Origin of the sequence: Photobacterium sp. SKA34 (assembly GCF_000153325.1) — a bacterium.
GTDB lineage: Bacteria > Pseudomonadota > Gammaproteobacteria > Enterobacterales > Vibrionaceae > Photobacterium.
Genome location: NZ_CH724144.1, coordinates 50,112 through 64,309, shown reverse-complemented (window position 1 = coordinate 64,309; position 14,198 = coordinate 50,112). Strand labels below are relative to the sequence as shown.

14 protein-coding genes and 1 pseudogene are annotated in these 14,198 nt (G+C 40.7%); 3 read left to right on the top strand and 12 right to left on the bottom strand.

Annotated elements, in window-relative coordinates; genetic code table 11:
- The first annotated feature begins 21 nt into the window (after window positions 1-21).
- On the top strand, window positions 22-1,887 hold the full coding sequence (gene dxs, locus SKA34_RS16560) for a 1-deoxy-D-xylulose-5-phosphate synthase (RefSeq protein WP_006646670.1): 1,866 nt from the start codon (window positions 22-24) through the stop codon (window positions 1,885-1,887).
- Window positions 1,888-1,972: 85 nt separating this feature from the next.
- Here dxs and SKA34_RS16555 read toward each other — a convergent pair whose 3' ends face one another.
- The gene (locus SKA34_RS16555; protein ID WP_006646669.1) at window positions 1,973-4,066 is read right to left on the bottom strand and encodes a hypothetical protein; all 2,094 of its coding nucleotides are present in this window, start codon (window positions 4,064-4,066) and stop codon (window positions 1,973-1,975) included.
- Between the two features lie 183 nt (window positions 4,067-4,249).
- Here SKA34_RS16555 and SKA34_RS16550 point away from each other — a divergent pair.
- Window positions 4,250-4,390 (top strand): annotated as a pseudogene (locus SKA34_RS16550) (hypothetical protein); the annotation flags it as partial.
- 181 nt (window positions 4,391-4,571) lie between these two features.
- On the opposite strand, the gene pgpA reads toward SKA34_RS16550, so the two are convergent.
- The 9 genes from pgpA to glyA all read right to left on the bottom strand — a co-directional run bounded on the left by pgpA (window position 4,572) and on the right by glyA (window position 12,255).
- The gene (pgpA, locus tag SKA34_RS16545; protein WP_006646667.1) at window positions 4,572-5,060 is read right to left on the bottom strand and encodes a phosphatidylglycerophosphatase A; all 489 of its coding nucleotides are present in this window, start codon (window positions 5,058-5,060) and stop codon (window positions 4,572-4,574) included.
- A gap of 9 nt (window positions 5,061-5,069) precedes the next feature.
- Window positions 5,070-6,053, bottom strand: coding sequence for a thiamine-phosphate kinase (gene thiL / locus SKA34_RS16540; protein ID WP_006646666.1), 984 nt, complete (start codon window positions 6,051-6,053; stop codon window positions 5,070-5,072).
- Window positions 6,054-6,185: 132 nt separating this feature from the next.
- Complete coding sequence (gene nusB, locus SKA34_RS16535; protein ID WP_006646665.1) at window positions 6,186-6,656, bottom strand: transcription antitermination factor NusB; 471 nt, start codon at window positions 6,654-6,656, stop codon at window positions 6,186-6,188.
- Between the two features lie 2 nt (window positions 6,657-6,658).
- Window positions 6,659-7,129, bottom strand: coding sequence for a 6,7-dimethyl-8-ribityllumazine synthase (gene ribE, locus SKA34_RS16530; protein ID WP_006646664.1), 471 nt, complete (start codon window positions 7,127-7,129; stop codon window positions 6,659-6,661).
- Between the two features lie 234 nt (window positions 7,130-7,363).
- Window positions 7,364-8,467 carry a bifunctional 3,4-dihydroxy-2-butanone-4-phosphate synthase/GTP cyclohydrolase II gene (ribBA, locus tag SKA34_RS16525; RefSeq protein WP_006646663.1) on the bottom strand — a complete coding sequence of 368 codons (1,104 nt, stop codon included), beginning with the start codon at window positions 8,465-8,467 and terminating at the stop codon, window positions 7,364-7,366.
- 51 nt (window positions 8,468-8,518) lie between these two features.
- The gene (locus SKA34_RS16520) at window positions 8,519-9,175 is read right to left on the bottom strand and encodes a riboflavin synthase (protein WP_006646662.1); all 657 of its coding nucleotides are present in this window, start codon (window positions 9,173-9,175) and stop codon (window positions 8,519-8,521) included.
- Window positions 9,176-9,204: 29 nt separating this feature from the next.
- Window positions 9,205-10,329, bottom strand: coding sequence for a bifunctional diaminohydroxyphosphoribosylaminopyrimidine deaminase/5-amino-6-(5-phosphoribosylamino)uracil reductase RibD (ribD, locus tag SKA34_RS16515; RefSeq protein WP_006646661.1), 1,125 nt, complete (start codon window positions 10,327-10,329; stop codon window positions 9,205-9,207).
- A gap of 10 nt (window positions 10,330-10,339) precedes the next feature.
- Window positions 10,340-10,789 (bottom strand): transcriptional regulator NrdR, encoded by a 450-nt coding sequence (gene nrdR, locus SKA34_RS16510; RefSeq protein ID WP_006646660.1) that lies wholly within the window; start codon window positions 10,787-10,789, stop codon window positions 10,340-10,342.
- A gap of 215 nt (window positions 10,790-11,004) precedes the next feature.
- Window positions 11,005-12,255: a serine hydroxymethyltransferase gene (gene glyA / locus SKA34_RS16505; protein WP_006646658.1), complete on the bottom strand. Its 1,251-nt coding sequence runs from the start codon at window positions 12,253-12,255 to the stop codon at window positions 11,005-11,007.
- Between the two features lie 393 nt (window positions 12,256-12,648).
- Here glyA and SKA34_RS16500 point away from each other — a divergent pair, with 393 nt between their 5' ends.
- Entirely contained in the window at window positions 12,649-13,263 is a 615-nt protein-coding gene (locus SKA34_RS16500) for a YitT family protein (protein WP_006646657.1), read from the top strand.
- 62 nt (window positions 13,264-13,325) lie between these two features.
- Here the strand turns inward: SKA34_RS16500 and glnB are convergent, their stop codons facing one another.
- Both glnB and SKA34_RS16490 read right to left on the bottom strand, forming a co-directional pair.
- Window positions 13,326-13,664: a nitrogen regulatory protein P-II gene (gene glnB, locus SKA34_RS16495; RefSeq protein ID WP_006646656.1), complete on the bottom strand. Its 339-nt coding sequence runs from the start codon at window positions 13,662-13,664 to the stop codon at window positions 13,326-13,328.
- Between the two features lie 100 nt (window positions 13,665-13,764).
- Window positions 13,765-14,169 carry a hypothetical protein gene (locus SKA34_RS16490; protein ID WP_006646655.1) on the bottom strand — a complete coding sequence of 135 codons (405 nt, stop codon included), beginning with the start codon at window positions 14,167-14,169 and terminating at the stop codon, window positions 13,765-13,767.
- Window positions 14,170-14,198: the final 29 nt, after the last annotated feature.

Sequence of the window (14,198 nt, the reverse complement as noted above, 5' to 3'; positions counted from 1 at the left end):
TGTATAAGCGCCGACACTGTTATGACTTTGGATATCTCAAAATACCCTCATCTGGCCCTCGCAAACACGCCTGATGAATTACGATTATTGCCAGCTGAAAGCCTTCCACAAGTATGCGATGAACTTCGTACCTATTTGTTGAAATCGGTGAGTCAGACCAGCGGCCACTTTGCCTCCGGACTCGGTACTGTCGAGCTTACCGTTGCGCTTCACTACGTCTACAATACGCCTTTTGATAAAGTTATTTGGGATGTTGGTCACCAAGCCTACCCACATAAAATTTTAACGGGACGTCGTGATGATATGGCAACTATTCGCCAAAAAGGCGGTTTGCACCCATTCCCATGGCGTGGGGAAAGTGAGTACGACACACTTTCTGTCGGTCACTCCTCAACCTCAATTAGTGCTGGATTAGGCATCGCGATTGCGGCAGAAAAAGAAGGCCTAAATCGTAAAGTGGTTAGCATTATTGGCGATGGTGCTATCACAGCAGGAATGGCGTTTGAAGCGATGAACCATGCTGGTGATGTCCACAGTGATATGCTAGTGATCTTAAATGATAATGAAATGTCGATTTCTGAAAATGTCGGCGCGTTAAATAATCATTTAGCTCATTTGTTATCGGGTAATTTCTACACCTCTATTCGTGAAGGTGGTAAGAAAGTCCTATCAAATGCGCCACCTATTAAAGAAATGGTAAAACGCGCAGAAGAGCATATCAAAGGCATGGTTGTGCCAAGCACTATGTTTGAAGAGTTAGGCTTTAATTACATTGGCCCAGTTGATGGCCACGATGTACATGAGCTTGTAAAGACACTAAAAAACATGCGTAACCTAAAAGGCCCACAATTTCTTCATATTATGACGAAAAAAGGCAAAGGTTATGCGCCAGCTGAAGCTGATCCTATTAATTACCATGCTGTTCCTAAATTTGATTTAAGCCAAAAACCATTACCAAAAGCGAAGGATGCCAGTCCGACATTTTCTAAGATTTTCGGAGATTGGCTATGCGATATGGCGGCTGTTGATGATAAATTGATGGCTATCACACCCGCTATGCGTGAAGGCTCAGGTATGGTGCGCTTTTCTAAAGAGTTCCCAGAACAATACTTCGATGTTGCCATTGCAGAGCAACATGCTGTGACACTAGCAACGGGTATGGCAATTGGTGGTTATCATCCTATTGTCGCTATCTACTCAACTTTCCTTCAACGTGGATATGATCAATTAATTCATGATGTTGCCATCATGGATCTCCCTGTGATGTTTGCCATTGATCGTGCAGGTTTAGTCGGTGCTGATGGTCAAACCCACCAAGGTGCATTTGATATTAGCTTTATGCGCTGTATTCCTAATATGGTGATTATGGCACCGAGTGACGAAAATGAATGTCGTCAAATGCTCTATACCGGTCACCGATACCAAGGACCAAGTGCGGTTCGTTACCCTCGTGGTTGTGGTATGGAAGTCGATGTCGATCCGACGATGACAGAGCTTGAAATCGGTAAAGGTATCATTCGCCGTCAAGGTGAAAAAATCGCTATTTTAAACTTTGGCAGCATGCTCAGCTATGGATTAGAAGCGGCAGAAAACTTAAATGCGACTGTTGCTGACATGCGCTTTGTGAAACCGCTTGATGAAGCCTTAGTACTTGAATTAGCAAAAACTCATGATGTTCTTGTTACTGTTGAAGAAAATGCGATTGCTGGCGGTGCGGGTAGCGGCGTTATTGAATTTTTAATGAAAGAGAAGACACTTAAACCAGTACTGAATATTGGTTTGCCTGATCGATTCATTGAACAAGGTACACAAGCTGAACTGCATGAAATGTTAGAAATTGATGGTGCAGGTATCGAAAAGCAAATTCGCACTTATTTAGCTAAATAATCTCACCGTTTAATTAAGCGCTATGAAAAAGGTTTTCTCTGTTATTAAACAGGAAAACCTTTTTTATTAGCCCCACATCCATTTTTCATCTCAGCCCTTTCTCTACTTTTTTTAAAATCACGCCCTCATAGCCATTAACTTCAACATACTGTGTCGGCTCACCGAGTGAACCATCGTAATTTACTTTTTGATACAAACCAGATAATGGTACACGTATTGGATCAACTTGATAAAATTCAGCGTGATTACGATATTTAGAACCGCGATATAGCACTAGCCCTTGGGTATATTGCCGCGCGATAACCCCATCTTTGGGAACATCGTCAAACCACCCGGTTCGATATAACCAAAACCAATTCGCAGTCTCTAATGAAATATCTCCGAGCTTTGTATCATCCGTTGCTGCTTTCCCTATTTTAGATAGCCATTGAACCGCTTCAAAGCCGTTAGGTATGGTTGTTGGTGTACCAATATCAACCGATAATAACTTATGGGGCTGATACGCCCAGTTTTTAGGCTCTCCAGTGCGATACCAAATGGTTTTATTTAACTGTTTCGGATCGGCATGGGTATTACTACTGCCGTAGACAAAGGTTTGATTCCAACTGTGGTAATAGGTTTTATTGGGAATATTAAACAGATAATACAGGGCTAATCCGGTATAGATATCATCTTCCCATGCTTGCTTACTTAATGGCGTTTGTTGGCTTTTTCCGCCTCGAGTTGTGGTCATTATTAAGCTTTTATCGCCGAGTGCTGCTAAAGCATAGCTATCCCAGTAAGACTGTAATCGCTCTAAGCCAATCGCTGGGCTTAAATAATGCTCTCGTAACCAAACATCAACCACCCCCCTTAATTGCTTTGGCCAATCAGGGTATTCCCACAAATTAAGCTCAGAGATATTAGCAGATAGCCACTGACTGCCCGTAGTCGATTTAACTAAATCAAGAAAATCAGACATTTTCGCAGCATAATATCCAGCCGCTTTTGAAGTGCCAGCTCGAATAGGCGCTTCTAATATTTGTCCGCCAAATTGAACATTAAATTGGTTGGTACTGAACAGTTTTGCCATATCATCATTGTAAGCGCCGGTTAAACCTTGACGTTTCCAATCATATTTATACCAATTAGCATGATTTTGATTAAAAGAGTCATCATTAAAATTAGTCCGATACCAGCAACTTCCTGCCCACATTTTTCCTGTGGGGATCACTCTCGCTTGATGTTTAAACCTCGCACTTGCCGATTGATTAGCTCTTGCTAAAAACTCATCATCGTCAACATAGCCATCATTATTAAGATCGTTTTTGGGATCCCAACCAGGGAACAACATCGTCGCAGTAGGTTGTTTATCGGAAGTCTTCACAATGGATAACCAAGGCTCAATATTGACACCTTTCACCTCCGTCTTGCTCTTCCAGTTTAAAGCCACTACCCAACTACGATACCCCGCCTTTAATGCCTGATTTCCAGTATTCAGCTCACGTCCTTGGAACTTGGCGTTGGTTGGAGACCAGCGCTGATTAATATGACCAAACCACTTCCCTTCTCGTTGGACCCAATACACATCTGCTTTTTCTAAACCACCAATATCTCCAGCATCATTCACTCTCGTGACCCATAATTCAGGATGCTTATTGCTATCAATAACGATGTTTTCAAACGGGTAAGCAGCATGAAATATAATTTGTTCTTTATCATTAACGGTTAAAGGAAAGCGCGCAGTCGAAAAGTTATTATTTCGAATAAGTAGACTTAGCATCGGTTCGCCATTTAATAGGTAATCTAACCCTTGGCTTTGAACGGGAACGGTAAGTTGAGTATTATTTTTATAATGCATGTAGCCCTTTTCAGGATCATGCCCATTCATGTAAGCATGACGATGAAGCCATCCTTGCTGTTCATCTGGTCGACAATCAAGTTTATGCACATAGATATAGCCCATTGCGATGGTCTTTTGATTTAACTCAACATCCTGTAAGCTACCAAACACTACATCAGCATGATCCGCTTCCCAGCGCCTAACCTCTTTAATCGTATTTAATTCCGATATTGCGGTTGGCTGTTGCCAGTTTCCCGTTAACACCCAAGCCGTTTCCGTTGATGGATAAACTTGTCCATCAGTCACCGAAGCAAAGGTTAATAAACCAATACTGATTATTTTCAGATAGGTGCTCATAGAGCGATCCCTTCTCTCTATCTACATAATTTGAGACTAGTTAAACCGTCAGATTTATGATGAAAAATAAATGATTTTATTAGGAATGCGACACATGAATATATGTTGTCAAAGAAGATGTTTGTATTAGGTAAATATATGACATTAAAAAACGGCAGCTGGGGTTCCAGCTACCGTTATAACGTCACAAAAAAATCTCGTCCAGTGCTAGATCTCCTTGAAATGCTATGTGAAATTGGCAATCACTTCCCAGGCTTTGAAACAGATATCCACGGTGTTTACAATGTTGATGGTATCTACAAAGTAAAAGTGATCAAACAATAAGATCATATCTTAAAAGCAGTAAAGGCATGTTCATTTAGAACATGCCTTTTTATTTTTATCGATTATCACTCTTGTTAGAACAATAATAGAGAGCAAAAGAATTAAGCGATATCCATTTACAAAATAAAACAGCCCCAAAGGGCTGTTCTTAGAAAAATCGTAATACGCAAGAAGTCAGTTATTAAAAACCAAGCCAGTAGCCAACAACCCATAGCGTAATCATTGCCATGAAACCGGCAAGAATATCGTCAACCATAATGCCAAAGCCACCTTTGACATGTTTATCTAGCCAGCTAATTGGCCATGGTTTTACCATGTCGAAGAAACGGAATAAAATAAAGCCCGTTAATACCCACTGCCACGTGGCTTCTGGTGCGATTGCCATTGTGATCCAAAAACCAACAAATTCATCCCACACAATACTGCCATGATCATGTACCTGCATATCGTTCGAAGTAATGGTACAAATTTTTATACCAATCAACGCAGCAATAAACACGACAACTAAATACCAGCTAAAAGGTAACTGCGCTAACAGTAAATATAGTGGGACAGCGGCTAATGTTCCCATCGTACCAGGCACATACTTCGCTAAACCACTACCAAACCCTGTTGCTAATAAATGCCAAGGGTTACTCATTTTCAATAAATCTTTAGGGTTTGTAGACACGCTGATACCTTACTTATCTGAACTCACAAAATGATCCCATCCTGACACTTGCCAATCGATAGGTTCACCTTGCTGTAATAAAACAATACCACTAGATTGAGTTAACTGACCAATACGAGACACTTGAATACCTTTTGCCATCATTAAGGATTCAATTTCACTACATTGATGCTTCGGTACAGTAAAACACAATTGATATTCTTCACCGCTGCTTAATGCCAATTGCTGTGCTTGCTCTTGTGTCGAACAAAAGGCGATTAACTCAGAAGATAAAGGAAGCTGTTCGATATAAATTTCAGCTCCAGTACCTGAGCGTTTAACTATATGACCGAGATCAGCAATTAAACCATCAGAAATATCTAACGCTGAAGATGCGATGCTACGCAATGCAATCCCAGCTTCTATCTGCGGTGTCATCATGAAATGACGTTCTTTTAATGCATGAGAAAGAGCAAGATCATGACATGGTGTATCTGTTAATAATAACGCTAAACCTGCCGCGCTATCACCTAATTGACCGGTAACATATATTGCATCACCCACCTTTGCACCACTACGTGTCAATGCTTGCCCATTAGGAACAAACCCTTGAACCGTTAAAGTAATACTGAGAGGACCTTTGGTTGTATCCCCACCAATAAGTTGAACATTATACTGCTCAGCTAATTGGAAGAAACCCTCACAAAACGGATTTAGCCAATGCTCATCAAACGTCGGTAATGTTAACGCCAATGAAACCCAAGCAGGCGTTGCGCCCATTGCTGCTAGATCACTTAAATTTGAGGCTAATGCTTTATGTGCGACTAGCTTAGGATCAGCATCTTCTAGAAAATGCGTGCCTGCAACTAACGAATCGGTACTGATCGCTAATTGACAGCCTTCAGGAACACGAACTAATGCGCAGTCATCACCAATAGCAAGATCAACATCTTCTCGCTTAACATTCTGGTGTTCAAAATACCGCCCAATTAAATCAAATTCACCTTGTGCCATAATCGTTCAACTCATCCATTATCAACCACCATTATAATGCCCTTTTCTTTACGATTTCTTCATATCAACACAATAGATAAAAAAAAAGCCAGCTAAGCTGACTTCTTTTATCTACTTTCGTTATTTCGAAAATTACTTTTCTTTACGAAGTGTTGGTGCAGCTTTATCAAGTACACCATTAATGAACTTGTGGCTATCTTCCGCACCGAATAACTTAGCTAATTCGATTGCTTCGTTAATAACAACTTTAAATGGTACGTCTTCACGCTTAACCATCTCGTACATTGCAAGACGAAGTAGCGCAAGTTCCATCTGATCAAGATCCTGTAGCGGACGAGATAAGTATGGACGCATCTTGCTATCAAGTTCTTGGTGGCTTAGCACTACGCCTGTGAACAGATCACGGAAGTAGCTAACATCAGTATGTGGTGCAGCAAGAACTGGCGCATCAGCTTGATGTTCTTCTTCTTCAAACTTATCGCCAGAAAGAAAATGTTGTTCAATATCAGCAACATTACCTTTAGTAAGTTGCCAAGAGTAAATAGCTTGTACAGCAAACTGACGTGCATTACGACGTGCGGCTGGTTTCACAGTAACCCCCATTATTAGGATTCGATTTGGGACAGGACATTAACCATTTCGAGCGCGCTTAGTGCAGCCTCTGCCCCTTTATTACCAGCCTTGGTACCGGCACGCTCAATGGCTTGTTCGATAGAATCTACAGTCAAGACACCAAAAGCAACGGGAGTATTATACTCAAGTGCAATTTGTGCTAGACCTTTATTACACTCACCGGCAACATAATCGAAGTGCGGTGTACCGCCACGAATAACTGAGCCTAGAGCAACGATTGCATCATAGCGATCGCTTTTAGCAACCTGTTGAGCAACAAGTGGTAGCTCGTAAGCACCTGGACAACGAACAACAGTAATGTTGTCTTCGCTAACCTGTCCTTGACGTTTCAGCGCATCTAATGCACCTGAAAGTAAGCTTTCGTTAATAAAGCTGTTGAAGCGTGCAATTACGATAGCAACTTTTGCGTTTGGTGCCGCGATGGCGCCTTCAATTACCTTCATGGGCCTTCCTGTGACTATGTCTTTCCGGTTTGAGAAACCGCGGGAGTCTACCACACTTTGCAATATCTCTGCTATGGACAACCGTCGGTTTCAACAGATTTGTTAATATTTGTTGCTTATCTGTCCTTGATACGACCAATAAACAGCATTGAAGGCGGTAGTTAAAAATAATCATTATCTTTAGCTACCGCAGATATCGGTTATTTTATCACTAGCGTCTAACATTTGGTGAATTTAATCACAAATATACTCAACGACTTCTAAACCAAAACCTGATAGTGAATGATAACGTTGCGTACTTGATGACAATAAACGCATTTTACTTACGCCTAAATCAGAGAGAATTTGTGAGCCGACACCAACTTGGCGAGACGGATCTTTCTGTGTCACTTTCACTTTAGGTTGACCCGCTTCTTCTGCAGCAATGTTTTTCACTTTATGAATCATGGCATCGGTTGGTTCTTGCTTACTTAGAATAACCAATACACCATTTTCTTCGCTAATACGCTTCATTGCTGCAGGTAGCGTCCATTGAGTCGCACCTGATTGTAGAATATCTTTAAACGTATCTTGCAAGTGAACACGTACAAGTGTTTCTTCACCCGCTTTAATATCGCCTTTACGCAGCGCATAGTGCACTTCGTTATCAATCTTGTCACGGTAAGTGATCATGTCAAACTCACCGAACTCTGTTGGTAACCGACATTCAGCAACACGCTCAATCGTGGTTTCGTTATTATTACGGTATTCAATCAGATCTGCAATTGTACCTAATTTAAGGCCGTGTTTTTCCGCAAACACTTCAAGCTGTGGGCGACGTGCCATCGTGCCATCTTCATTTAAGATCTCAACAATCACACTTGATGGTTCAAGGCCAGCTAAACGCGCAACATCACAACCCGCTTCAGTGTGACCTGCGCGGGTTAATACGCCACCTTCTTGTGCCATTAGCGGGAAGATATGACCGGGCATAACAATATCAGCTGCAGTTGCATTCGCAGCAACGGCTGCTTGTACTGTGCGAGAACGATCTGCGGCTGAAATACCTGTAGTTACCCCCTCTGCCGCTTCAATAGAAACAGTAAAAGGTGTACCAAACTGTTCGGTATTTTCTTGAACCATTAAAGGCAAGTTTAATTTTTGACAACGGGCTTTGCTCAGTGTCAGACAAATCAGACCACGACCATAAGTCGCCATAAAATTAATAGCTTCAGGTGTGATTTTTTCAGATGCAATAATCAGATCGCCTTCATTTTCACGATCTTCATCATCCATCAGAATAACCATTTTTCCCTGACGAATATCATCAATAATTTCTTTTGCGCTGCTTAAAGCCATAACACTACCCTTAATTCTTATGTATCTTAGCTGACTAGCTAATCATCATATTTAGCCAAGAAAACCCGTTCTCGCTAATAAATCCAATGTGACTTGCGGTTTTTTATCTGCGGCTTTATCACCCAGCATTAAACGCTCTAAATAGCGTGCAATCACATCTACTTCAAGATTTATCATTCGTCCAGGCGTGAATGCATCCATGGTTGTTTCTAGTGCTGTATGCGGAACAATGGTTAACTTAAATTCATCACCATTAATTTCATTCACCGTTAAACTAATACCATCAACCGAAACCGAACCTTTTTCTGAAATATACTTTGCTAAATGCGCAGGTACTTTTACCCAAAACTCAATAGCACGTCCGGTATGGTGACGTTCAATGATTTCAGCAACAGCATCAACATGACCTGACACCATATGACCGCCAAAACGCGTCGTCGGTAACATCGCTTTTTCTAAATTGGCTACCTGACCGGCTTGATAATGAACAAAAGCAGTACGTTTTAAGGTTTCTAATGATAGATCAGCAATATAGCCTTTACCTGTTAATTTAACCACAGTTAAGCACACACCATTTGTCGCAATACTGTCACCCAATTTAACATCGGACAGATCAAGATCACCTGAGTCGACAGTGACAGAGATATCAGCGCCTTTAGGTGTTAAAGCGGTTATGGTTCCAATTGCTTCAATAATACCGGTGAACATGGAAAATCCTTGCTTCTTTATTCTATTGATTAACAGCGTTTAACGGTGGCTGTAATTTTCACATCACAATCAACCATACGTATATCTGTAATATTCAGATCGATAGTTTGATTCATCGCGGTTAATGGCGATAAATTCATTAAACTGCGACTATCTGCTCCCATTAATTTTGGAGCCTGATATAAAATCAAACAATCAACTAATTGTGCTTCAAGTAGCCCACCCGCAAGCCCAGCACCGGCTTCAACCCAAATATGGTTTATGCCATTTTCTGCTAACTTGCGCATGAGTAATGTGAGATCGAGTTGTTGGTTATTTTCTCGGGTAGGAATTATCCACTGAGACACGGAGTCAGGCCAGTCTTCATTGCCGCTCATAGTACGTGCCAAAATCGTTTTTCCCGGAAGGTGAAATACCTGATATGCCGGTGTTAATCGGTTTTGACTGTCAATGATAACGCGAATAGGTTGACGAACATCTGCTTGCGCATATTCATCTTGAATCAGTGTACCCAACTCACTCCAACGTACATTCAGTGATGGATCATCAGCGATAACAGTGGCACTGGTTGATAATATTGCACCAGCTTGCGCACGATGACGTTGAACATCAGCGCGAGCATAAGGCCCAGTGATCCATTTACTTTCACCATTCGCTAACGCTGTTTTACCATCAAGACTTGATGCCAGTTTTAATTCAACATACGGCATCTTGGTTGTCATTTGTTTAATGAACGCTTTATTAATGGCTTGAGCCTCTTCTTTAAGAAGCCCTACTTGCACATCTACACCCGCTTTTTGCAACATTTCAACGCCACGTCCAGCCACTAACGGGTTAGGATCAACCATGGCGCAAATAACTCTACTTATGCCTGATTTAATTAATGCTTCAGCACAAGGTGGCGTGCGTCCGTAATGAGAGCAAGGCTCTAACGTAACATAGGCTGTTGCACCTTTCGCGCGCGTACCTGCTTGTTTTAATGCAAACACCTCCGCATGGGGTTCACCCGCACGATAATGAAAGCCTTCACCAAGGATTTCATCGCCAATAGCAATAACACACCCCACATTCGGGTTTGGTGCTGTCGTAAAACAACCACGTTTAGCTAACTGAATAGCGCGTAGCATTAATCGTGTATCAAGGTTAGTAAACATTACACTCAGCTTAACGTTCTAATTTAGCAATTTCTTCACCAAATTCGCGAATATCTTCAAAACTACGATAAACTGATGCAAAGCGAATATAGGCAACTTTATCGAGCTCTTTTAATGCTTCCATCACTAAGTTTCCGATCATATCTGAAGGTACTTCTCGCTCTCCAGTTGCGCGTAAACGAGATTTAATATTATTAATTGCGCGCTCGATGTCATCCGTACTCACTGGACGTTTTTCTAATGCGCGTTGAATACCACCACGAAGTTTTTCTTCATTAAACGGATCACGATTGCCATTGGTTTTTACCACACGAGGCATTACCAATTCGGCCGTTTCAAAGGTCGTATAACGTTCATTACAAGCTAAACATTGGCGGCGCCGGCGCACTTGGTGGCCATCCGCAACCAATCGTGAATCGATTACTTTGGTGTCATTCGCACCGCAAAAAGGACAATGCATTTAGCCTCCTACATTTAATCGCTTCAGTGTAACTCATTTAAAACCGTTAATGAGAATATTCGCCCTTTTTTTCTTTTCATTATGGTTAAAAAGCTACGAATAGTCGGTTTATTGTTCGCTGAGAATAAAGCGCAAAATATTAAAAAAGGCTTACCTAATGGTAAGCCTTTATCATCATAACTCGACAGTTATATTATTTAATGCATATTAATAGATTAAGCGTAAACAGGTAGACGCTTACAAATATCTAAAACTTTTGCTTTTGTTGATGCAATAACTTCTTCGTTATCAACATTGTCTAAAACATCACACATCCAACCTGCAAGTTGACGTGCATCATCAGCAGTAAAGCCACGGCGAGTAATTGACGGTGTACCTACACGGATACCTGATGTTACAAATGGGCTACGTGGATCATTTGGTACACTGTTCTTATTAACAGTGATGTTTGCTGCACCTAGTGCTGCATCTGCTTCTTTACCTGTGATACCTTTGTCGATCAAATCAACAAGGAATAAATGGTTTTCAGTGCTACCGGAAACAATCTTGTAACCGCGCTCTAGGAATTCACCTACCATTACTTTTGCGTTTTCAACAACACGTGCTTGGTAACCTTTAAATTCAGGCTCCATTGCTTCTTTAAATGCTACTGCTTTTGCCGCAATAACATGCATTAGAGGACCACCTTGACCACCAGGGAATACTGCAGAGTTCAGCTTCTTATAAAGATCTTCACCTTCATTAGAAAGGATAAGACCACCACGAGGACCTGCTAGTGTTTTGTGCGTTGTTGTTGTAACAACATGTGCATGTGGCACAGGGTTAGGATAAACGCCTGCAGCAATCAGACCCGCTACGTGCGCCATATCAACAAAGAAGTATGCACCAACTTTGTCTGCGATTTCACGCATGCGTTTCCAATCAACAATTTGAGAGTAAGCAGAAAAACCACCGATGATCATCTTTGGTTTATGCTCAAGCGCTAACGCTTCAACTTCAGCGTAATCAATTTGACCGCTTTCATCGATACCGTATGGTATCACGTTGTAAAGCTTACCCGAGAAGTTTACTGGTGAACCGTGAGTTAAGTGACCGCCGTGAGCAAGACTCATACCTAATACGGTATCGCCAGCATTCAAAAGTGCCATGTAAACAGCATTATTCGCTTGTGAGCCTGAGTGAGGCTGAACGTTCGCGTATTCTGCACCAAATAGCTGACAAGCACGGTTGATAGCCAGTTGCTCAGCTTTATCAACAAACTCACAACCACCGTAATAACGCTTGCCTGGGTAACCTTCAGCATATTTATTAGTTAGCTGAGATCCTTGCGCTTCCATTACACGTGGGCTTGTATAGTTTTCAGAAGCAATCAACTCGATGTGTTCTTCCTGACGAGCTGTTTCTTCCTGAATGGCTGCAAATAGTTCCGCATCATAATCAGCAATATTCATATCGCGCTTTAGCATCTGTATCTCCTAACTCAGCTAAGTTAAATACCATTTTGAGCAAAAACTGAAAAATCGCAATGCTAGGCGCCACGTAGACGCAAACGTTTTCGTCTTGCTTGTTAATTATCGCCTATCTTACATAAATTGATCTAAATCAGGTAGTCCTAATTGTTCTTTTTCTTAATGATTAACACGGTTTATTTTCAACAGCGCATGAATCATTTTCATCTAAATAAACGACTCAGAGATAAAAATTAAAACAAATTTAGATAGCAAGTATTTTTATAATAAAATCATTTACAACAGTGTAAAAAATATATTACAGAAAGAAAGAGTGCTTTTTACTCGTAAACTTTTATAAATTCTTATTCCCTCTTACCATGGCTCTATTATTTACAAGGAGTTGATCCATTGAGTCGAATTAAACATCCTGTTCATGAAAATATGATCGCTATTTTAACGGGGACATTTATTGTTGCTCAGGGCATATTTTTTCTACAGCAAAGCCAGTTATTAACGGGAGGTACTACAGGACTCGCGTTACTACTCACCCATTTTGTCGATATCTCTTTTGGTAAGCTGTATTTTTTAATGAACTGTCCGTTTTATTTAATGGCATGGTTTAGAATGGGCAAATCTTTTGCTATAAGCAGTATCGTATCTGGCGCATTGGTCTCTATTATGGTAGATAACCTGCACCATGTATTAGCAATCAGTTGGCTTAATCCAATTTACTGCGCTGTGATTGGTGGCTTATTGATGGGGCTTGGTATGCTGATATTATTCCGTCATCACACCAGTCTTGGTGGGTTTAATGTTCTGGTTTTATTTCTACAAGAAAAATTTGGTATTTCAGCAGGAAAAATCCAAATGTCGATTGATATCTCTATCTTAGTTGCATCCTTTTTCTTTGTTAGTACAACCACTTTATTACTGTCAATTCTTGGTGCCATTACCCTAAATATTGTTCTGGCAATGAACTACAAACCAGGACGATATAATCCTGTCGTTCCTGATGTGAATTAGCAATAAAAAAGGGGGGCATTACACTCAATGTAATGCCCCCCTTTTTTGTATTCTTATACCAATTAAATCGCGTCTTCGTCTTCTTCTCCGGTGCGAATACGTACTACACGTTCAATATCAAACATGAAGATTTTACCATCGCCAATCTTACCTGTTTGTGCTGTTTCAACAATAGTATCAATGCATTGCTCTGCTACTTCATCGGTCACAACAATTTCAATTTTAACTTTAGGTAAAAAATCGACCATATATTCTGCGCCACGGTATAACTCTGTATGGCCTTTCTGACGTCCAAATCCTTTCACTTCAGACACCGTCATGCCCGTAATACCCACTTCCGCTAATGCCTCACGAACGTCATCAAGCTTAAATGGCTTAATAATAGCTTCAATTTTTTTCACTCTCATCATCCTTTACTGAGCAGAAGTAATATTTTTACTTACAAGCAATTGATTTAATTGCTCTCATTATCGCAGATCCTACAGCAAAATTTAAACTTATTTAAACTTCATGCAGTAAGTTTCGATCCATCCTACGCAATAATAAAAAAACTGAATACACTAAAACCACACTATTTAGCCCTAAGATCATCTGATTGCGATAAATACTAGGAACAAGTTCGGGGAGTATCGGAATAATACTGATCTTAAGGAACATCGTAGCAGCAGGTATATAGAAATAAAGAGGAAGAAATCCCCATTTTTGACCTTTTAACAAACCAATAATTGCTAACACGCCAGAAAATAAGACAAGTAAAACGATAATATTTGGCACTATAACTATTTGAGAGGTAATAAAAAATTGGTCAAATCGATCGAGTTGACGAAAAATGCTCAGCGCAACGAGCACTGCCAATATTTTGGATGCAATACATAAACGCAAAGTTCTGGGAATACCTTCCCCCATATATAATCCTTTATCGCAATAAAAATTCC

Coding starts and splice junctions, on each gene's coding strand:
- glyA (WP_006646658.1), bottom strand. CDS start 12,255: ATGCTAAAGCGCGATATGAATATTGCTGATTATGATGCGGAACTATTT.
- ribE (WP_006646664.1), bottom strand. CDS start 7,129: ATGAAGGTAATTGAAGGCGCCATCGCGGCACCAAACGCAAAAGTTGCT.
- SKA34_RS16490 (WP_006646655.1), bottom strand. CDS start 14,169: ATGGGGGAAGGTATTCCCAGAACTTTGCGTTTATGTATTGCATCCAAA.
- dxs (WP_006646670.1), top strand. CDS start 22: ATGACTTTGGATATCTCAAAATACCCTCATCTGGCCCTCGCAAACACG.
- nusB (WP_006646665.1), bottom strand. CDS start 6,656: ATGGGGGTTACTGTGAAACCAGCCGCACGTCGTAATGCACGTCAGTTT.
- ribBA (WP_006646663.1), bottom strand. CDS start 8,467: ATGGCTTTAAGCAGCGCAAAAGAAATTATTGATGATATTCGTCAGGGA.
- thiL (WP_006646666.1), bottom strand. CDS start 6,053: ATGGCACAAGGTGAATTTGATTTAATTGGGCGGTATTTTGAACACCAG.
- SKA34_RS16555 (WP_006646669.1), bottom strand. CDS start 4,066: ATGAGCACCTATCTGAAAATAATCAGTATTGGTTTATTAACCTTTGCT.
- nrdR (WP_006646660.1), bottom strand. CDS start 10,789: ATGCATTGTCCTTTTTGCGGTGCGAATGACACCAAAGTAATCGATTCA.
- SKA34_RS16520 (WP_006646662.1), bottom strand. CDS start 9,175: ATGTTCACCGGTATTATTGAAGCAATTGGAACCATAACCGCTTTAACA.
- ribD (WP_006646661.1), bottom strand. CDS start 10,329: ATGTTTACTAACCTTGATACACGATTAATGCTACGCGCTATTCAGTTA.